The sequence below is a fragment of the Undibacterium sp. WLHG33 genome, from assembly GCF_049544815.1.
GTDB lineage: Bacteria > Pseudomonadota > Gammaproteobacteria > Burkholderiales > Burkholderiaceae_D > Undibacterium.
Genome location: NZ_CP186697.1, coordinates 3,592,804 through 3,612,572, shown reverse-complemented (window position 1 = coordinate 3,612,572; position 19,769 = coordinate 3,592,804). Strand labels below are relative to the sequence as shown.

Genomic DNA, 19,769 nt, shown 5'->3' with positions numbered 1-19,769 from the left:
ATTGTTAAGGTTTTCACACCGATCCAACACGAGTTTGCCATGCCCCGATTACTGCTCCACAATTGGCGTATGGCCTTAAATCGTTTTATGATTGAGTTTGGTGATCGCATTCAAAAATACGATCACTGACTTGTTCCGTGGCATTTACACAGAAATTCTTACAGGCTCAATTAATGACATTTTTGGAAAATGTTTTTATTAACAGAAAATTGATTATTTTTATAATTCAATAGCAACGGATTTAGGTATTCTTAATATATAACTATATGTCTATTAATAAAGATGCGAGTTTCAACACGTTTGAGAAAGTTGGATCTAAAGTATTCCTCATCTACGGGATATTTGGAATTGTCACAATGCTCTTTGCTTCAAGTATTGAACCTGAAAATTGGTGGGCGATTTTACCATTTTGCTTAATCAGCTTTGGCGTTTTGGGATATGTTTTATTTGCAACTGTTAAGCGAGAACCATCAAGTTTAGTAAGTGAAGTAGCTATCTATTTAATTGTTTCATATCTGGTTTATTTTATTTTTGGCCCATTGTTATATGTTTGGGGACCAAGCGAAGGAGCTGAATTCTCAAAAGCATGGTACCAAATTAATTCTAGTGAATCTGTTTGGCTGGTTGGGTTTAATGCCTTGGGAGTGTCATTGGCAGGGCTTGCATATGTACTCGTTACATTTCCTTCAATCGCAGCAATTTCGCATGGTGCCAGTAGGTCTTGGAGCAAATTTTCAGCCATTAACGTTTTTTGGGGATTAGTATTTATCGGATTTATTGCTAAATATTTATTTGTCCTACCATTCGAATTAGGGCTAACAAAAAGTATTCCCGACTCCGCGATGCGACAATTAGGACGGCTGCTTATTATTGCAATTATTCTTGGAAATGCATTTAAAACTAGTAATAAAGGTATTAGATTTGCTTCCAATATATTAACGGCGCTGGAAGTTTTCTCTGGATTATTAATGTTTAATAAAACAGAAGCAATACTAGCGATTATGGCAGCATTATTAGGTCAATATATCAATTCAAAGGACGTTAAAAAATTAGTTATATCAATTGCCTTTTTGTTAGCTTTGTTTGTGTTAATTGGTCCGATCGTGACGTTTGGTAGAAATGAATTAGTTGCCAGAGGACGAGGAGTTGCGGTGGCTGCAGATCTTGCAGAAAGATTGGAAATTACCCAACAATTTTTTGACACGAATTCTGACTACAGAAATGAAGGTCAAATAGCTGGGTCTTGGTGGTCCCGTTTGAACTATCTGCCACCGCAGCAGGCGGCCCTGGATCTATACAAGTCTGGGAATGGTGGCCGAGATATTTATTTGATTCCCTTCATCTTTGTACCACGATTTATCTATCCAGAAAAACCCGAAATGACAGTGGCTGGAGTTGACCTAACAGAAAAAGTAACGGGACATCGACTAAGTTCAACAGGAATAGGAATATTTGTTGATGGATTTTATAACTTGGGTTGGGTCGGCTTCATTCTAGCTTCGGTTTCTTATGGTCTTGCCTTAAAAATCTATGCAGAAATTACCAAACCGATTCTCAAAAATAATGCATTTGCTATGTACCCTCTGGTTTTTATGGGGATTTTTGTTGGGTTGAGAATTGATGGGTGGTGGCTGACCGATGTGGCAGGACCTTTGGTCTTTGCTTTAATTTTGTTGTGGATTTACAGATTGACGTCTAAATGATAGAAAAAATCAAAGTAAATCTTAATTTCAGTTCGGACTCAATGTTTTGGGTGATGTTTGGGGCGCTTTTTAGTGCTTTCGTAACAATTATTGGTTTCAGGGTAACTGGCGAATTTTCAGGTGCTGAAGGATTTGGTAATGGTGTTTTACGCTACGGAATAATTTTGTTGCTTGCGGGTCTGTTTGCTGGACCAACATCTCAAGCTTTGGGGAAGTATTACTTTGATGAAAGTAGTTTTGAGAAGCGGACCGAGCTTTTAAGCGCATCGCTACAGTTGGTTTTGATTCAAGTAATTATAGCGGAAATAATAGTGACATTTTGCTATTTGGCGGGTAAAGTTAACGGTGTTATTTATTTTTCATCTTATTGTGTTGCTTTGCTCTTCGAGTCTTTAAGACCAATTTGTTCCGCATGGCTTCAGTCTGAGAGAAGGTTTTTTTATTATGCTGTCGGGCTTATATTCGATGCTCTGCTAAGACCAGTTTTAGCCTGGGGATTCTCCCATCTGGGGTTAATCTCTACGGAATTAATTTTGGCTTCATACGCGACGTCATCTGTTTTATCTGTCGGATTAATGCTTTTACTGATTGCGAAAAAAACCGATATTTTGCACATAAAAATAGAGCAGATTTTGAAACTAATAAAGTACGGCTATCCATTAATTACGAATAGTCTTTTAGGTTGGATCGTCAGTGCAGGTGATAGGTACGTTATCGCAGCGGCGTTAGGGGCAGAAGCATCCGGCATATATATTGCTGCTAGTGCAATTGGAGGACGAATTCCCTTGATGCTTGGAAATGTATTTGAAACCTACCATCGTCCTCAAATTTATGAAGCACTAGCTAGTAAATCATTTGAGAAATTGAGATCTCGATCCAAGAAATGGTTGATAGATATATTGCGATTTGGATTAATGATTAGTGTTGCGATATTTTTCTTTATGCCAATTATCGAAAAATATTTACTGGCATCAGAATTCCGGGCGGGTGCAAAAATCATAATTATGATTAGTTTTTTTGCATATTTGATTAGTGCTATATGCTTCATTCCTCAGCGTATTCTATATGCACTTGAGAAAACTGGATTGGTCTCAACGGTAGAATTTAGTGGTTTATTGTTTATGGGTGTCACTGTATATTTTTGTGGCTTAGTATTTGGTTTGAATGGTGCGGCAATGGGATTACTTTTGGCATTCACAATGAGATTAATCGTATCAATCGCTCTAGCAAAGCGAGCATTAGGACCTAGTATATGAGTAGGAAAAAGATTTTTTATGTTGGTCAATTAGGGGTTGGTACTACTTCGCTTGATAGATTAAACGCCATTAAGAATAATGGTTTTGAGGCAGACGGACTCAATGTTTTAATGTATCAACCCAAAAATAGGTTGTTGCGCTCGTTGATGTGGCGTTTTCAACCATCTTATTTATTAACGACTTTAAATCAAGCCATTTTAAATGCAGCGATATCTGGCAAATATAATTGCGCTTGGATTGATAAAGGGGTTTGGATTTTTCCAGAAACTATAGAAAAGCTAAGACAGCATTGTGGATTTGTCCTACATTTTACCCCAGACCCTCAGCTCCTCTTTCATCGTTCTAAGCATTTTATCCAGTCCATTCCAATTTTTGATTGCCTTGTAACTACCAAATCATTTGAGGTAGATTTATATCATCGCCTTCATGCCAAGGAAGTAATTTTAAGTCAACAAAGTTATTGTCCAAGAAGGTATTCGAATCTTGCGAGTGATTCCAAATACCACGCACAGATTGGATTTATTGGCCATTATGAAAAGCATTATGCAAACACAGCTCAAGTGCTTACTGATTTTCCTGGATTGAAGATTTGGGGCAATGGTTGGAGTCGTGAAGGAAAATTTACTCTAAGAAATTCAAAACTGACTTCTTTTGTGCAGGGTAGTGGTGTATGGGGGGAGCAATATCCAGTTGCACTGAAAAGTTTTGATATCGGGTTAGGATTTCTGTCTAAAATCATACCAGAACAACATACAACTAGGAGTTTCGAAATTCCAGCAGCCGGGACTTTTCTGTTGGCAGAGAGAACTGTTGAGCATTTGAAGTTTTTTGATGAGGGATTGGAGGCAGAGTTTTTTGACAGTCCAGAAGAACTTCGTAATAAAGCGGATTATTATTTAAAAAATATTGATGCAAGAAAGAAAATAGCTCTGGCCGGGTTAAATAGATGTATTAAGAGTGGCTATGATACCGACAATGTTATTAAAAACATACTTAATAAAATATTAATATGAGTGTTACTATTGCAATATCCAAGCCCCAAATTGGTCTTATCGTTCCTTCGCTAATGCAAGGTGGAGGTGTGCCTTCGGTTGCACGCTTTCTAAAAGATTCGATTATAAAAGAGGGCTCGTATAGGCTAAAAATCATTTCTTTGGCAACTTCTGCAACTGATTCGACCAATCTTGGACTGACTCAAATAAATTCTTGGAGGAGAGGCGCAATTGTAGAAAAGGGGGAATGGGAGGGACTGCCATTTATTCATGTTGGCGCAAATGCCGGTGAGTTCGAATTTCAGCGCTATCAGCCGAGATTAATTTTAAAAAATGAAATTAAAGAATGTGATATTTTGCAAATTGTGTGTGGTTCGCCGGCATGGGCAAATACAGTAATTGGTCAAGGCAAACCAGTCTCACTCCAGTGCGCGACTCGTATAAGGGTGGAGCGCCGTATGCGCGATTCTAATGCCAAGGGGTTAGTCGGACATTGGCGAAAGATTATGACTAGTGTTAGTGACCGTCTCGATGACAGAGCGCTGAAATTGGTCGATGCTATTCAAGTTGAAAATCCATGGATGCTGGAATATTCGAGAGGCATCAACAATAATCCGGCAGCAGACATAAAATATGCACCACCTGGTGTTGATTGCAATACCTTTTACCCTGATCCAAATGGCAGGAATTTGGAGGTAGATCCATATATTCTTTGCGTTGCAAGGTTAAGTGATCCTAGAAAAAATGTTGGTTTGCTGCTTGAGGCGTATGCGTTATTGCCGAAAGACACTATTAAAAATATTAGTTTAGTTCTAGCGGGATCTTCATCACCTCCTGAGAAATTTTGGAAACGAGTTCAAGAATTGGGTCTTGATGAACGTGTTAAGTTTGTTTTAAAGCCTTCTGAAGCAGATTTGGTCAGGTTATACCAACGAGCGTTAATGTTTGTACTTCCATCTGATGAGGAAGGCTTAGGTGTCGTGATATTAGAGGCGATGGCCTGTGGGATTCCTCCAATTTCTACTAAGTCTGGTGGTCCTGATGGCATTATTTCCGACGGATTTGATGGTTTCTTAACAGCATTAAATGATGAGAAATCATTGTGTAACAAAATTTTATTATTATCTCAAAACTTAGAACTAAATCGCGCAATGGGATTTAATGCATTAAAGACAGTATTGACCAAGTACGAGCAGGGGGTTGCTGCCAAGGAATTTTATGATACTTGGAACAAGTTAATGAGAAAAATGGTGAAATAGTGTGTGGATTAATAGCTTCGTTCGTTTCAAACAATAGAAAAATTGATGAAAATGATTTGAAAATCGGTTTGCAACTGATGGAACATCGGGGGCCTGACCATGAAGGATGGTACTCTGATGAACGGGCAACATTAGGCCATAGACGTCTTGCAATCATAGATTTGGAACCTATATCCAATCAACCTTTTATTTCAAAGTGTCAACGATATGTAATTGTATTTAACGGTGAAATCTATAATTTTAAGGAATTCAGAGCAGAATTAATTACTCGCGGGGTTTCCTTTTTGACCAACTCTGACACCGAGGTTTTGCTGCAGTTATATATTTTCGAGTCTGACGGAATGCTTCATAAACTACGAGGTATGTTTGCATTCATAATTTGGGATCGCTTAGAGAGAAAAGCATTTGTTGCTAGGGATCCCTACGGAATTAAGCCAATTTATTATGCCGAGATTGATGGGGCAGTTATTTTAGCCTCCCAAGTTAAGGCATTGTTGGCGACCGGACTAATTAACGAAACAAGAGACCCGATCGGCGAAAAATCTTTTTGGTTATTAGGGAGCGTAGCAGAACCGAATACTCTGTATTTGGACATTACGCCCTTGAAACCTGGACATTTCGCAGAAATTAGGGACGGATGCATAGAGAGGGAACAATGTTGGAATGATATTTCACATTATTGGCATGCAAAGCAACTGAAAGGATTGAGTCGGGATGAGATACAAGAACGCGTTCGTGAGGCAGTAATTAGTTCAGTCAAAGCTCATATTGTCGCAGATGTACCAGTTGGGGTTTTTTTGTCTGGCGGCATTGATTCTGGTGTCCTCGCTGGGCTAATGGTCGAATCTGGGATCAAAGACTTACATGGCATTACAATTTCATATGAAGAATTCTCTGGACTACATGAAGATGAGGTTCCTGGTGCTAAGTTAATTGCCGATCACTATGGAATTCAACATCATGTCCGGATTGTTACTAAAGCTGAGTTTCAACGAGATTTGCCTCAAATCTTAAGAGCGATGGATCAGCCTACTATAGATGGAATAAATACTTGGTACGCCAGTAAAGCCGTTGCGGAGTTAGGACTCAAGGTGGTTGTTTCTGGAGTTGGTGGGGATGAATTATTTCAAGGATATAAACATTTTCAGCAATTGCCTCATCTTATTGCTTTTTGGAAAATATTTTCTAAATTACCTGGAATGATATTTCTAACTAAATTGCTTTGTAAATATATTGCGAGTCAAACAAAAAATATGCGGTGGCTTGATTTGCCAATATGGTTAAAGAGTATTTCTGGTGCTTGGTGGTTACGTCGTAGTCTTTACAATTTTGATGAAGCAATTTCACAAGTTAGTGACCATAAAATAGCTTTTGAACAGTCGACAAAGGATCCTAACTACTGGATAAAAAATATCGCTGGTAGCCTGCCTGAAGATAATTATTTAGCGTTGAGTCAAATAGAATCAATGGCATACCTTCGGAACCAATTGTTAAGAGATAGTGACTGGGCATCTATGGACCATAGTGTCGAGTTAAGAACTCCCTTGGTGGATTCATTTTTAACAGAAGAACTTAGTCCTTTTCTGGGGGAATTCAAACACTTCCCTAAAAAAATGTTGCTTGCAAATTGTCTTTCGAAAAAATTACCAGAAGAAATATTGCGCCGAAAAAAGTCAGGATTTGGAATTCCTGTAGCGACATGGCTTCTTGAAAGTGATGTAAGGGGAATGAAATTTAATAGTCGGGCAGTCGCACACTTGGTTATGGATAGACAATTGTGAGTAAAGAGAAAAAAACTATTTTGATTTTGGCAAAATACTATTTACCTGGGTACAAAGCGGGTGGGCCGATTAGAACAATAGCGAATTTTGTAGCGAAGCTTGGCGGTGAATTTAATTTGAAACTTTTGTGTTTGGATAGGGATTTAGGAGATACAAGCCGTTATTTGGAAGTAAAAAACAGTACTTGGACTCAAGTTAAAAATGTCCGAATTTTTTATTTGGCTCCCGAGTTGTCATCTTTTCTTTATATTTATCGAATATTAAGAAGCGAACCATACGAACAACTCTATTTGAATAGCTTCTTCGATTTTAAGTTTACATTTTTCCCACTATTATTACGTTGGTTAAGACTAATTCCAGCTAGACGCGTCATCGTTGCACCTAGAGGAGAGTTTTCTCCCGGGGCTTTATCAATTAAAAAAACTAAGAAAATGTTTTATCTTAACTTGGTGAAGTTTTTGGGAATTTATAAAAATGTTTCTTGGCAAGCTTCAAGTGAAATAGAAGCTACCCTCATTTCTAACCAATTTCCCTCCGTGTTGGGAAAAAATTTCCCGAATAAAATTTTCGTCGCTCCTAACATACCAGATGAGACGGCCCCCAATATATCTTCTTTGGCGATCAATACTGAAGATGTCCTTGGTAATGTAAAAATGGTTTTTTTATCAAGAATTAGTCGGATGAAAAATTTAGCCGGCGCCTTAAGTATTTTGAAGCATGTCAATGCCAATATTGATTTTGATATTTATGGACCGATAGAGGACGAGGAATATTGGTCAAAGTGTCAAAGTTTAATCCAGGAATTGCGTGAAAATGTGAAAGTCCGATATTTGGGAAGTATTCAAAATTCGGAAGTTTTAGATACTCTTAAAAACTATGATTTGTTCTTTTTACCAACACTAGGTGAAAATTATGGTCATGTAATTCATGAGGCCCTTCGAGCTGGAGTACCAGTGTTAATAAGTGATAGAACTCCTTGGCTGAATTTGATGAAAGAAGGTGTCGGATGGTCTTTTTCTTTGTCTGATGAATACAAATTTGCTGAGTCAATCGAAGATCTCTCGCGAATGTCTAATAATTCTTTAAATCAAATGAAAATTAGAGCGCAGAAATATGGATTATCAGTTGGTGAAATAAATGATGCTGTTGCCAAAAATAGGGAAATTTTTCTGCAATAAAGCAGTATTTATATACTGAAGATTTTGAAGAAAGGTAATCATCCCCTTTTTAATGGACGATAGAAGTAGAAGACGGGGTTGTTAATGCCTTTTTGTATTTCGGTGGTATGCCACCAATGGCTTTGTTCGGACGTTCGTTATTGTAAAACCATAGCCATTCTGTCGCATGCTCCCGGACTTCTTCAATACTACTGAATAAATACTGATCCAACCATTCTCCGCGAACCGTTCGGTTATACCGCTCGACGTAAGCATTCTGCTGTGGATTGCCAGGCTGGATGAACTTCAGTTCAATCCCGTGCCTCGCTGCCCACTCAGCCAGTAAAGCACTGATGTATTCCGGACCATTATTGACCTGCTCCCCGAGTTTAGTACGGTAATAATGTAGAGTTTGCCCTGATGGAGGCAAACATGAAGAATCGATTCACGGAAGAGCAAATCATTAGTGTCTTAAAAGAAGCTGAAACCGGTGTGAAAGTGGCAGAGATTTGCCGTAAACACGGAATCAGCGATGCGACTTATTACAACTGGAAGGCGAAATTCGGCGGGATGACGGTTTCAGAAGCGCAGCGGCTCAAGACACTGGAGGCTGAGAATGCCCGGCTAAAGCGGTTATTGGCGGAAACGATGCTCGATAACGCTGCACTCAAGGATGTTGTTGGCCGAAAGTGGTAAGCCCACAAGCCAGACGCGACACTGTTTCCTATGTCATGGCAACTCACGGATTAGGCATCACGCGTGCTTGTGGGCTGATCGGTATTTCCAGGTCGTTGTATCGATATGAATCGACTCGCCCGAGAGACGAGGAGTTGTCCAAACGATTGACTGAGCTCGCCGGCCAAAAGCGCCGCTATGGCTATCGACGCCTGCATGTGTTGTTGTGTCGCGAAGGCTGGTTGATTAATCACAAACGTACCTATCGGGTCTATCATGATGCTGGCCTGATGGTACGTAGGCGAAAACGTAAACGAATTGCAGGCATTGAACGACAGCCGAAAGTAATAGCTCTAGCACCGAATCAAAGTTGGTCAATGGACTTTGTCTCGGACGGATTTATTGACGGGCGAAGGCTACGCTGTTTGAATATCGTTGATGACTTCACAAAACAATGTTTGGCAATAGAAGTAGATACATCGCTACCTGGACGTCGTGTTGTTACTGTTTTAGAACGGCTTGCAGAAAGTCGAGGATTGCCAAGATCGGTGACTGTAGATAACGGGCCTGAATTTATTAGCAAAGTACTTGATGAATGGGCGTACCGAAAGCAGCTTCAATTACGCTTCATCGAACCGGGCAAGCCTCAGCAAAACGCCTACATTGAAAGTTTTAACGGCAAGTTTCGGGATGAATGTTTGAATGAGCATTGGTTCTTATCAATGCGTCACGCAAGAGAAGTCATTGCAGCTTGGCGTCAGGAATATAACGAAGAGCGTCCGCACAGCTCACTTGGTTATCTGACACCAAATCAATTTGCAGATAGTTTTTTTACCGCAGACTCTATGTCAGTTCCGGACTAAATTGGGGAGCAGGTCAGCATGTGAAAATATAAGTAAATAGTTAATTATTTGATAGCTTATACTAAGGCTAACAAGTTATACTTGCTTACATCTTCTTACAAGTCTAATTTGGACTGCTTCATCTTCAGTTCGATTAATACATAAAATGACTAATTTAACTACGCGAATTTTAGTGCTTGGCGCATCCGGTATGCTTGGCAATGCCATTATTAGATACTTTTCTCAATTCGAAGAATTTGAAGTATTTGGAACAATTCGCTCTCCAAAATGCCTAGCTTTCTTTTCTCCTGAAATACAAAAAAATATTTTTTCCAACATAGATGTGTTGAATCCGGTGGATCTCAATAACGCATTTATCAAAATAAGACCGAATGTTGTTATTAACTGTATTGGTTTAGTTAAGCAGTTGGGAGATTCTAAGAATCCTCTCAAGGCGATCCCAATTAACGCAGAGTTTCCCCACCGTCTTGCTCAAATTTGCGATTTAGGAAATGCTAGGCTCATTCACTTTGGCACCGACTGTGTATTTTCCGGAAATAAAGGGATGTATTCAGAATTAGATCTGCCGGACGCAAACGATCTTTATGGCCGAAGTAAGTTTTTAGGCGAGGTGTCGGCTAGGCACTGTATAACTTTACGTACTTCAATAATTGGGACTGAACTTGATAGCCATAGTAGTTTAGTAGGCTGGTTTCTAAATCAATCAAACGAAGTTAAGGGGTACAGGAACGCAATTTTTTCGGGATTACCCACAGTCGAAATCGCTCGAATTATTAGGCAATTCGTGTTGCCTAATAAGAATTTATCAGGGATGTACCATCTCTCAGCAGAACCCATATGCAAATTCGATTTATTAAATTTGGTTGCTAAGGAGTATGGAAAAGATATTTCTATTATTCCTGATGAGACTTTAAAAATTGATCGTTCCTTAAATTCTGATAATTTTCGCAATGTAACTGGATATATCCCTAGGGATTGGACCACTTTAATAAAAGAAATGAAACAATTTAGCTAAGCTAGGAAAGAATATGTTTAAAGATAAAGTCTTGCTTATTACAGGTGGCACAGGGTCCTTTGGCAACGCTGTTTTAAATCGTTTCATTAATTCCGATTTGGCAGAGATAAGAATTTTCAGTCGGGATGAAAAAAAACAAGAGGATATGCGTATCGCACTGAAAAATGAGAAAGTAAAGTTTTACATTGGCGATGTTCGTAATTATGACAGCGTCCATGATGCGTTAAGGGGTGTTGATTACGTATTCCATGCAGCGGCACTGAAGCAAGTGCCTTCGTGCGAGTTCTATCCTATGGAAGCAGTTCAGACCAACGTACTTGGTGCTGAAAACGTTATGAGGGCTGCAATCGCAAATGAAGTAAAAAAATGTGTTGTACTTAGTACTGACAAGGCGGTTTATCCGATTAACGCAATGGGAATTTCTAAAGCGATGATGGAAAAATTGATGGTTGCAAAATCAAGACTTTGCAATCCTGATAAAACCGTTTTATCAGCTACCAGATATGGCAATGTAATGGCCTCACGCGGATCGGTTATTCCGTTGTTTTTACAGCAATTAAAGGAAAATAAACCTCTTACAATTACCGACCCTAGCATGACGCGTTTTTTAATGTCTCTGGAGGAGTCGGTTGATCTTGTCATGTATGCATTTGAACACGCTCGTCCAGGTGATATTTTTGTTCAAAAAGCACCCGCGTCAACAGTTGCAGACCTCGCAGCAGCAATGTGCGAACTAATTAATCCAGCTGGCGAAGTTAAAGTAATCGGAACAAGGCACGGAGAAAAGCTTTATGAATCTTTGGTTTCCAGAGAGGAAATGGCTAGAGCGGATGACTTAGGAGAATATTATCGGATTCCGGCAGATTCAAGGGATTTAAACTACGATAAATATTTCGTAAAGGGAAGTCCTGATGTCTCGAGCCTCGATGATTACACGTCACATAACACCATTAGATTGTCAGTTAATCAGGTAAAAGAAGTTTTGATGAAATTGGATTTGATTCGTGAGGCTGTTTGTGAAAAAGCTTAAGGTGATGACAATTGTTGGGACTCGTCCAGAAATTATTCGACTTTCCCGAGTGATTCCAAAACTTGATTTATTTTGTGAACATTATTTGGTTCATACAGGCCAAAATTACGATTTTGAATTAAATGAAGTTTTTTTCAATGATCTAAAAATTCGAAAACCTGATGCTTTTTTAAATGCTGCTGGTAGTACAGCTGCTGAGACAATTGGTAAAGTCATTATTAGCTCAGACCAAGTTTTGGACCGTTTTAAGCCAGATGCATTACTGATATTAGGAGATACAAACAGTTGTATTTCGGCGGTTTCAGCTAAGCGTCGAAAAATTCCAATATTTCATATGGAAGCAGGTAACAGGTGTTTTGACTTTAGAGTCCCTGAAGAAATTAATAGAAAAATTGTAGATCACACATCTGACATTAATTTAACTTATAGTGAAATTGCTAGGAGTTATCTTCTGAGAGAAGGCCTTCCACCTGATCAAGTAATCAAGACAGGTAGCCCCATGAGAGAGGTGCTGGAATACTTCAAAGACCAAATTACAGCGTCTGACATACTCCAAAAGTTAAATCTCAATCACGGTGAATTTTTTGTCGTGAGTTCTCATCGAGAGGAAAATGTAGATAACCCTCGAAATCTTGCTAAGTTATTTTTAGCCTTAGATAAAATTGTTGAAAAATATAAACTTCCTATTATTGTGTCAACGCATCCTAGGACAAGAAAGCGAATCGAAGAACAGGGTATCGTTGCTAATCCATTGGTGCAATTTCATAAACCTTTTGGGTTTTTTGATTATATTCATCTACAAATGAATGCTAGAGCGGTTCTATCAGACAGCGGAACAATTACTGAGGAATCATCAATCTTAAATTTCCCGGCATTAAATTTGCGCGAAGTGCATGAGCGGCCTGAAGGAGTTGAAGAAGGTGCTGTAATGATGGTAGGCCTCGAGGTTGACCGAATTATGCAATCTTTGGAAATTTTGGAAACACAAGGACGCGCTGAAATACGCACTCTCCAAATCGTTGAAGATTATTCTCCAATCAATGTTTCCGATAAAATTTTAAGAATAATCCAGAGTTATACCGATTTTGTGAACAGAAAAACATGGCGAAAAGATTCCTAAACGATCTTGGTCAGAATTCCAAAAGGGAAATTGCTGTTATTACTGATGCTTTCCCTCCTATGCGAACATCGGCTGCAATTCAGATTAGGGATTTGGCGCTTGAATTATGCACATTTGATGTACGACCAATTGTATTGGTCCCATCTCCCGAGCAGAACGTACCTTGGATCGTAGAGGAATTCAATGAAGTAACGGTGTTAAGGCTGAAAGCCTTTAAGACGAAAGATATTAATTATGTAATGAGAACAATCAATGAGTTGTTGATGCCATTTTGCATGTTGCATAATTTAAAAAAAAGCCCATTCAAAGATACAAAGTGGTCTGGAATTGTTTGGTATTCACCCAGCATATTTTGGGGACCATTGGTTAAAAGCCTTAAGAAACACGCTGCTTGCAAAAGTTATTTGATACTCAGAGATATTTTCCCAGAATGGGCCGTTGACATGGGTTTGATGCGGCGTTCTCTTCCTTACCATTTTTTCAAAAAAATAGAGCTGTTTCAATATCGAGTGGCGGATGTTATTGGGGTTCAATCGCCTGGAAATTTGAATTATTTTAAGAAAAAAATTCAGACTTTAGCCAAAATCGAGGTGCTACAAAATTGGTTAGCCAATGGACCTAATATCGCCTCAACTATCAAGATCGCCGACACCAATTTAAGCGGTAGAAAGATATTTGTGTATGCCGGAAATATGGGGTTAGCTCAAGGCATGGATATCTTACTAGCGTTAGCAACGCGCCTTGCTTATCGTAAGGATATTGGTTTTGTATTTGTAGGAAGAGGTAGCGAGGCGTTGAGACTGAAACAGGTATCGATCAGTAATGGGCTAGATAACACTTTATTTTTTGATGAAATCGATCCTTATGAAATTCCTGATTTATACAAGCAATGTCATGTAGGCATGATAGCTTTAGATAAACGTCATCAAACTCATAATATTCCAGGAAAGTTTTTAACCTATCTTCAATCCGGATTACCGGTACTTGCGTGTGTAAATTCTGGAAATGACATAGAAAAATTAATTGTCGAGCATGACGTGGGTAAAGTTTGTATTTCGCACCAGGTAGAAGAGTTGATGCAACTAGCAATTTCATTAGTAGAAGAAAATACTTTAGATCGAGAAATTAAATGTAAGCGCTTATTTCAAAGTCTGTTTTCTTCATCCAGTTGTGCAAAGCAGATTCTTGAAAATTTGTTACATTAAATTAAATTGTTAAATTCATAAAATTTAAAAGGGCGTTTTTGTGAACAATAAAATAATAGCGGTCGTGGGCCTTGGATACGTCGGATTGCCTCTGGCAGTAGAGTTTGGAAAAATTTTCCATACGATAGGTTTTGATCGATCTGAGTCTAAAGTGTTGAGTTACAGGAACTATATAGATCCCTCTAATGAGGTATCGACAGAAAATCTTCAGGCGTCTACTTTGTTAAAAGTTACCAACAGTGCTTCAGATCTTTCGGAAGCTGACTACTTAATCGTAGCGGTGCCAACGCCTGTGGATGATGCTCATCAGCCTGATTTTTCACCTCTGGTCTCTGCCTCAGAGACCATAGGGAAATTTATGAAAAAAGGCGCAACTGTAATTTATGAATCAACAGTTTATCCCGGCGCCACGGAGGAAATTTGTATCCCGGTTTTGGAAAAAATATCAGGATTGAAATGGAAGGTTGACTTTAATGTGGGCTACTCGCCTGAACGAGTTAATCCGGGTGACAGAGAGAGGACAATCACAAAAGTTACTAAAGTTGTTTCGGGAGACAGTGTGACAACTTTAGAAGATGTAGCGACTCTCTACGAGTCGATAATCGTAGCAGGAGTACATCGCGCAAGCTCAATTAAAGTCGCCGAGGCTGCAAAGGTCATTGAGAACACACAACGTGACCTAAATATCGCCCTAATGAATGAACTTGCAATTATTTTTAATAAAATTGGCATTGATACTATTGAGGTTTTACAAGCCGCCGGTACTAAGTGGAATTTTTTGCCGTTCAGACCGGGTTTGGTTGGAGGCCACTGTATCGGGGTTGATCCTTATTATTTAACCCACAAAGCCGAGCGATTGGGGTATCACCCAGATGTGATTCTCGCTGGTAGACGAATAAATGATGAAATGGGGGCTTATATTGCCCAGCAGACTATCAAGCAATTAATTAAAGCGGGTACAGCGGTAAAAAACGCAAAAATTAATGTTTTAGGATTAACATTTAAAGAGAATTGCTCAGACTTGAGAAACTCTAAAGTAGTTGATTTGATCAATGAATTAAAAGAGTATGGATGTGAAGTTACCGTCCATGATCCGGTCGCTAGCTCGGAGGAGTCGCTTCACGAATATGGCATACCATTAATTTCGTGGGATTCTTTACCTGAAGCTGATGCATTAGTTGTGGCAGTTTCCCACAATGAGATCCTATCATTACCAATTACAAATTTACTTTCTAAACTAAAACCATCTGGTTTGTTGGTAGATGTTAAATCTCGGTTTGACAGAGATTATGTTATTGGAGCTGGTTATAAGGTATGGAGACTCTAATATCGTATTTCTAATGAAAGCATATTGAGCCGAAATTTGAAAGAAAATTGGCTCAATTTAATTTCGGACGAGTTTGCTTTTTGCATCATCTTTCCTGTGCGCCAATGTTGAAAGCCACAGCGCGCCTTGCCATTTATTTCATTCGTATAGTGTTGTTGCTATCAGCTATGCCGATTGTTGGGCATTATTTTGTGTATTGATCAATCAAAGTGAAGTATTTAAATATATAACCACGAGTATTGGTACCAAGCGAAAAATCATAGCAAAAAAATTAATTAAATTTGATTTTTAAAAACCAACATTTTTTATAATAATTGCAAAAATTTTCTTTTGAGAAATGCTTTTTTATTACGTAAAAATAATCTATGCCCGGCCGAAGTTAATAAAAGTCAATTTAAATTTTGTTTAGTAATTACTCCTGAATGTTTCTTCTTAGTCAAATCCATGCAAAAGTATTTCAATTATATTGGATAAAGTGTTTTTTATTAATGAACCAGCGTCCATGTTTCAAAGAACATAAATAAAAGCCGGTTCTGGATTATTGATTGGCTATTAGCGCATATAAACAAATATTTCTGACTATTTCTTAACCGATCCTATCTTGGGCAAGCTATGTTAAAAATTAATCCGGTTATTTTATGCGGCGGTTCCGGCACCCGTTTGTGGCCGTTGTCACGCGCAGGATTCCCGAAACAGTTTCTGGCCCTGGCCGGACAGGACAGCCTGTTTCAGCAGGCGGTAAGCCGCATTAACGAACTGGCCGGCGGGCAGATCGAAGTCGGTCAGACGCTGGTGGTAACCAATGAAGAACATCGTTTCCTGACGCTTGATCAGCTACGCGAATTGAAACTGCCGGATGCCCGCCTGCTGCTGGAGCCGGCCGGCCGCAATACCGCTCCGGCACTGAGTCTGGCTGCACTGGCTGCCTTGCAGGACGGCAGCGATCCGGTACTGGTCGTCAGTCCGGCCGACCAGACCATTACCGATCCGGCGGCATTCCGCAAGGCGCTGCAAACTGCGGTGGCGGCCGCTGCCGACGGCGCGATTGCGATACTGGGAATTACCCCGGACCGGCCGGAAACCGGCTACGGTTACATCCGCCGGCATAGCGCCGCCAACCAGGCGGGTTGGAGCGAGGTAGCCGGCTTTGTAGAAAAGCCGGACCTGGCCACGGCAAGGGCTTATCTGCAGGATGGCAATTATCTCTGGAACAGCGGCATGTTCGTGCTGCGCGCCAGTAGCTGGCAAAAGGCCATGGCGGCGTTCCGGCCCGACATTGCCGCAGCCACCGAACTGGCCTGGCAGTCGCGTAAGCATGATGACCAGTTCATCCGCCCCGACCGGCAGGCGTTTCTGGCAGTGCCGTCGGAATCGATCGACTATGCCGTGATGGAAAAATGTCCGGGTTCTCCGTTTGCATTGCGCATGGTGGCGCTGGACGCAGGCTGGAGTGATCTGGGCGCCTGGGATGCGGTGTGGCAGACCGGCGAGCGTGACGGGAGCGGCAATGTATTGCATGGCGACGTGATTCAGGCCGATTGCGAAAATACGCTGGTATTTTCCAGTTCGCGGCTGGTAAGTGCGGTTGGCGTGACCGATCTGGTGATCGTCGAAACGCCCGATGCGGTGCTGGTGACCGATCGCCAGCATAGTCAGCAGGTCAAGAAAATCGTGGCCAGCCTGCAACAATCGGGACGCGAAGAACATGTATTGCACCGCAAAGTGCATCGTCCCTGGGGCTGGTACGACAGTACCGACGAATCAGCGCGTTTCAAGGTCAAGCGGATCCAGGTCAAGCCGGGCGCCAGCCTGAGCCTGCAAAAACATCATCACCGGGCGGAACACTGGATCGTGGTGCAGGGCACAGCCGAGGTGGTCTGCGGCGATAAAACCATGCTGCTGACTGAAAATCAGTCGACCTATATCCCGCTTGGCGAAGTACACCGTTTATCCAATCCTGGCGTGATCCCGCTTGAGATTATCGAAGTCCAGTCGGGCAGCTATCTGGGAGAAGACGATATCGTCCGTTTTCAGGACAGCTATGGACGCGACAATAATGCATAACTCTGGGGCGAGTAGTAGATCAAATAACTCACCGTTTTGCGGTCTCAAATAAATTTTTCATAGTACGCTTGATTAGGGTCTGTTGACGTTTGAACGTAAGCCTTTGAAAAAGAAAGGCAAACTCGTATTGTTAAGGTTTTCACACCGATCCAACACGAGTTTGCCATGCCCCGATTACTGTGACCTGCTCCCCAAATTAGTACGAAACCAATTTAGAGTCCGCGGTTAAAAAACTGTCTGCAAATTGATTCGGCGTCAGATGTAACCCTCCCGTAAAATCAAGCCATGCATAACTAGAGTTCTTGAGGCAAACTTATATGCCAAGGGAGAACAGAAATGCGTAAGAGCAGATTTACAGAGACACAGATCAAGCGCACTTGGAAGCTGGCGGCCAATCAGTTTGCCATCATGTTTGGCGAACGCTTCACCAACGCGATTAACTAAAACCCGGCCCCGCACACACAGAATTTCTTACACGTCCGCCCAAAGGGCGTCAATCACTGATACTTCATTCTTGGATAATCAAATCAAACGTACTTATTCCTTTCACTATATAGAAGGCTTCAGGCCATTGTTGGTGTCTCTTATCGGAACGAAAGAATGTGAAAAAATTGAGCAAAAATTATTACATACTCCAGCATCAAAGTTTGATGCATTCAAAAATTGTTTATCCAATTTGAAGTCACATCGCAACACACATGCACACACTCACTTGAACAATACAACACCACAAATCTTGAGTCCATCCTCTTTACGTACTCAAAGAAAGTTAATCGGTGATGCGCTACTTGAGATCGAAAACGAACTTCGTGCTTTAGGTTACTGACGCAATAAATAAAACTGTTTCCCAGTCATCTGCGAGTAACAAAAAAGATCTTCAGAAACGTTGCGTGCATACCTCCGTAGGGTGCGCCATGCGCACCGTTTCACCGGATATCTCCATTTTTTAAGCCGTTCGTTTTTCCATCATTGGTGCGCATGGCACAAACCACCTAATATTTGTGCGGCTTGTGGCGTGTTTTCGGCCTGCAAGCCGCATCTTTATTGGGATATTCTTTTACGGATATTGACGAGTCATCGCGTTAATAGCACGCGGTGATTTTATTTCTCCCGTCGCTCTCACGCCTGAATACCGACGTTCAAATATCGCTGGCGGCACGTATTTCTTCACCGTGAATAGCTTTCGGCGCAGACCAATTTTGACAGCCGTATCATTGCCTGCCGCCTTATTTCTCAAGATTAAGTTTGCTTCATACATTTCAACACCGTGTCGTCAATGATCGAATCTTTTCTCACACATTCCTTTAATTTTTTTGTGGGAATCGTTGTCGTTGAAGTATTTTTTTCGGGGACAAGCCAAGTGTGATAGCGGGGTGTTATCTTGCCCTTGATTGAATGCCAGAATTCTATTGGCAGCGAAACGATGATGCCATTTGCATTTTTTTGTAAGTGGAAATGCAAATGTGGTTCCGTAGAAAATCCGCTATTCCCCGACAGCCCAATGACCATACCAGCTTCGATTCTTTGCCCAGGGGAGACGTGAGACGAATATTGTTTCAGGTGGATATATTCGGCCCAAGTACCGTCGTCATGAAGAACCCTCACGAAGTTTGCTTTATCCACAAACTCAGGCTTCGCCAGTCCATTATCTGCAAATTGGTTTACATTTTCGATGACATAACCAGATCTGGCCGCAACAATCGGCGTACTAATAGGCATAACGAGATCAATGGCATTTTTATTTGAAACTGCATTGTGAGAAAAAATCGGTCCATCTGGTGCCTGACTAACGAAAACTGGCTGCTCTGAAATAAAAGGCAATCTGTATTTCGCAGTCGGATCATGCTGTGCAACTGGCGAGCCAATCACATAATTAAATTTATAAAAAAACTCGTATCTCTGCTGCTTATTGAAAGCGGAAATTTCGACTAACTCCAGCGTTTGTCCGGGTGCAATATAGCGCACTATCGGCCAGCTCGCGCTGGAAGCGATGTTGCTGGAACGAACTAAATTCAGGCTTAAGGTCAGAGGAATACGACTTCGGTTATTCGCAATCACCAGTGTCGAATTCGCTTTTTTGACACTCTCTACTGACACCAGCGTGGTTTGTGAAAAGCCGCAAGAAGACCACAGCCACACGATTAACAACACGCACAATTGAGGATATAAATTTCGAGCGTCTCTCATTGCGAATTTCAGTTCAAAATTATCGTACTGCAGGCCAGATAATTCTCTCTACAAATATCAGTCGTTTAACACCGCCAATAATATTTCACTGCTCCAATGCCAGCAATGTAGCTTAAGGAGCAGTTTTTATACGGA

Annotated in this window: 15 protein-coding genes and 1 pseudogene; 14 read left to right on the top strand and 2 right to left on the bottom strand. The window is 40.8% G+C overall.

What is annotated here, in order from left to right; genetic code table 11:
• Window positions 1-266: 266 nt before the first annotated feature.
• The 6 genes from ACOTSW_RS16295 to ACOTSW_RS16270 are packed head-to-tail and all read left to right on the top strand — an operon-like array spanning window position 267 to window position 8,169.
• Entirely contained in the window at window positions 267-1,703 is a 1,437-nt protein-coding gene (locus ACOTSW_RS16295) for a hypothetical protein (RefSeq protein WP_423680136.1), read from the top strand.
• Window positions 1,700-2,959 (top strand): lipopolysaccharide biosynthesis protein, encoded by a 1,260-nt coding sequence (locus tag ACOTSW_RS16290; RefSeq protein WP_423680135.1) that lies wholly within the window; start codon window positions 1,700-1,702, stop codon window positions 2,957-2,959. The genes ACOTSW_RS16295 and ACOTSW_RS16290 overlap by 4 nt, the downstream gene beginning before the upstream one ends.
• On the top strand, window positions 2,956-3,972 hold the full coding sequence (locus ACOTSW_RS16285; protein WP_423680133.1) for a CgeB family protein: 1,017 nt from the start codon (window positions 2,956-2,958) through the stop codon (window positions 3,970-3,972). The genes ACOTSW_RS16290 and ACOTSW_RS16285 overlap by 4 nt, the downstream gene beginning before the upstream one ends.
• The gene (locus ACOTSW_RS16280) at window positions 3,969-5,210 is read left to right on the top strand and encodes a glycosyltransferase family 4 protein (protein ID WP_423680132.1); all 1,242 of its coding nucleotides are present in this window, start codon (window positions 3,969-3,971) and stop codon (window positions 5,208-5,210) included. The genes ACOTSW_RS16285 and ACOTSW_RS16280 overlap by 4 nt, the downstream gene beginning before the upstream one ends.
• Complete coding sequence (gene asnB, locus ACOTSW_RS16275) at window positions 5,177-6,991, top strand: asparagine synthase (glutamine-hydrolyzing) (protein ID WP_423680131.1); 1,815 nt, start codon at window positions 5,177-5,179, stop codon at window positions 6,989-6,991. The genes ACOTSW_RS16280 and asnB overlap by 34 nt, the downstream gene beginning before the upstream one ends.
• Window positions 6,988-8,169: a glycosyltransferase gene (locus ACOTSW_RS16270; RefSeq protein WP_423680130.1), complete on the top strand. Its 1,182-nt coding sequence runs from the start codon at window positions 6,988-6,990 to the stop codon at window positions 8,167-8,169. Before asnB ends, ACOTSW_RS16270 begins: the two co-directional genes overlap by 4 nt.
• A gap of 49 nt (window positions 8,170-8,218) precedes the next feature.
• Here ACOTSW_RS16270 and ACOTSW_RS16265 read toward each other — a convergent pair.
• Window positions 8,219-8,521 (bottom strand): annotated as a pseudogene (locus ACOTSW_RS16265) (integrase core domain-containing protein); the annotation flags it as partial.
• A 59-nt stretch (window positions 8,522-8,580) separates the two neighbouring features.
• Between ACOTSW_RS16265 and ACOTSW_RS16260 the strand changes: the two are divergent.
• The 8 genes from ACOTSW_RS16260 to ACOTSW_RS16225 all read left to right on the top strand — a co-directional run bounded on the left by ACOTSW_RS16260 (window position 8,581) and on the right by ACOTSW_RS16225 (window position 18,273).
• Window positions 8,581-9,686, top strand: a protein-coding gene (locus tag ACOTSW_RS16260; protein ID WP_423680129.1) for an IS3 family transposase whose coding sequence is annotated in 2 segments (ribosomal slippage) — window positions 8,581-8,839 and window positions 8,839-9,686 — 1,107 coding nt in all. Because the reading frame shifts where the segments join, the coding sequence is not laid out codon by codon here.
• 145 nt (window positions 9,687-9,831) lie between these two features.
• On the top strand, window positions 9,832-10,701 hold the full coding sequence (locus ACOTSW_RS16255) for a dTDP-4-dehydrorhamnose reductase family protein (protein ID WP_423680128.1): 870 nt from the start codon (window positions 9,832-9,834) through the stop codon (window positions 10,699-10,701).
• Window positions 10,702-10,714: 13 nt separating this feature from the next.
• Complete coding sequence (locus ACOTSW_RS16250) at window positions 10,715-11,731, top strand: polysaccharide biosynthesis protein (protein ID WP_423680127.1); 1,017 nt, start codon at window positions 10,715-10,717, stop codon at window positions 11,729-11,731.
• A complete protein-coding gene (gene wecB, locus ACOTSW_RS16245; RefSeq protein WP_423680126.1) occupies window positions 11,718-12,851 on the top strand; it encodes a non-hydrolyzing UDP-N-acetylglucosamine 2-epimerase in 1,134 nt (377 codons plus the stop codon). The genes ACOTSW_RS16250 and wecB overlap by 14 nt, the downstream gene beginning before the upstream one ends.
• Window positions 12,833-14,056, top strand: coding sequence for a glycosyltransferase family 4 protein (locus tag ACOTSW_RS16240; protein ID WP_423680125.1), 1,224 nt, complete (start codon window positions 12,833-12,835; stop codon window positions 14,054-14,056). The genes wecB and ACOTSW_RS16240 overlap by 19 nt, the downstream gene beginning before the upstream one ends.
• A gap of 40 nt (window positions 14,057-14,096) precedes the next feature.
• Entirely contained in the window at window positions 14,097-15,383 is a 1,287-nt protein-coding gene (locus tag ACOTSW_RS16235; protein ID WP_423680123.1) for a nucleotide sugar dehydrogenase, read from the top strand.
• A gap of 612 nt (window positions 15,384-15,995) precedes the next feature.
• Complete coding sequence (locus tag ACOTSW_RS16230; protein ID WP_423680122.1) at window positions 15,996-17,447, top strand: mannose-1-phosphate guanylyltransferase/mannose-6-phosphate isomerase; 1,452 nt, start codon at window positions 15,996-15,998, stop codon at window positions 17,445-17,447.
• A 514-nt stretch (window positions 17,448-17,961) separates the two neighbouring features.
• Window positions 17,962-18,273: a hypothetical protein gene (locus ACOTSW_RS16225; RefSeq protein WP_423680120.1), complete on the top strand. Its 312-nt coding sequence runs from the start codon at window positions 17,962-17,964 to the stop codon at window positions 18,271-18,273.
• Window positions 18,274-18,686: 413 nt separating this feature from the next.
• Here ACOTSW_RS16225 and ACOTSW_RS16220 read toward each other — a convergent pair whose 3' ends face one another.
• Window positions 18,687-19,634, bottom strand: a complete 948-nt coding sequence (locus tag ACOTSW_RS16220) for a M23 family metallopeptidase (RefSeq protein WP_423680118.1) — start codon at window positions 19,632-19,634, stop codon at window positions 18,687-18,689.
• Window positions 19,635-19,769 lie beyond the last annotated feature (135 nt).

Bases quoted from the DNA above. Each gene is read 5' to 3' on its own strand.
- ACOTSW_RS16285 (WP_423680133.1), top strand. From the start codon at position 2,956: ATGAGTAGGAAAAAGATTTTTTATGTTGGTCAATTAGGGGTTGGTACT.
- ACOTSW_RS16220 (WP_423680118.1), bottom strand. From the start codon at position 19,634: ATGAGAGACGCTCGAAATTTATATCCTCAATTGTGCGTGTTGTTAATC.
- ACOTSW_RS16290 (WP_423680135.1), top strand. From the start codon at position 1,700: ATGATAGAAAAAATCAAAGTAAATCTTAATTTCAGTTCGGACTCAATG.
- ACOTSW_RS16280 (WP_423680132.1), top strand. From the start codon at position 3,969: ATGAGTGTTACTATTGCAATATCCAAGCCCCAAATTGGTCTTATCGTT.
- ACOTSW_RS16230 (WP_423680122.1), top strand. From the start codon at position 15,996: ATGTTAAAAATTAATCCGGTTATTTTATGCGGCGGTTCCGGCACCCGT.
- ACOTSW_RS16255 (WP_423680128.1), top strand. From the start codon at position 9,832: ATGACTAATTTAACTACGCGAATTTTAGTGCTTGGCGCATCCGGTATG.
- ACOTSW_RS16295 (WP_423680136.1), top strand. From the start codon at position 267: ATGTCTATTAATAAAGATGCGAGTTTCAACACGTTTGAGAAAGTTGGA.
- ACOTSW_RS16250 (WP_423680127.1), top strand. From the start codon at position 10,715: ATGTTTAAAGATAAAGTCTTGCTTATTACAGGTGGCACAGGGTCCTTT.
- ACOTSW_RS16240 (WP_423680125.1), top strand. From the start codon at position 12,833: ATGGCGAAAAGATTCCTAAACGATCTTGGTCAGAATTCCAAAAGGGAA.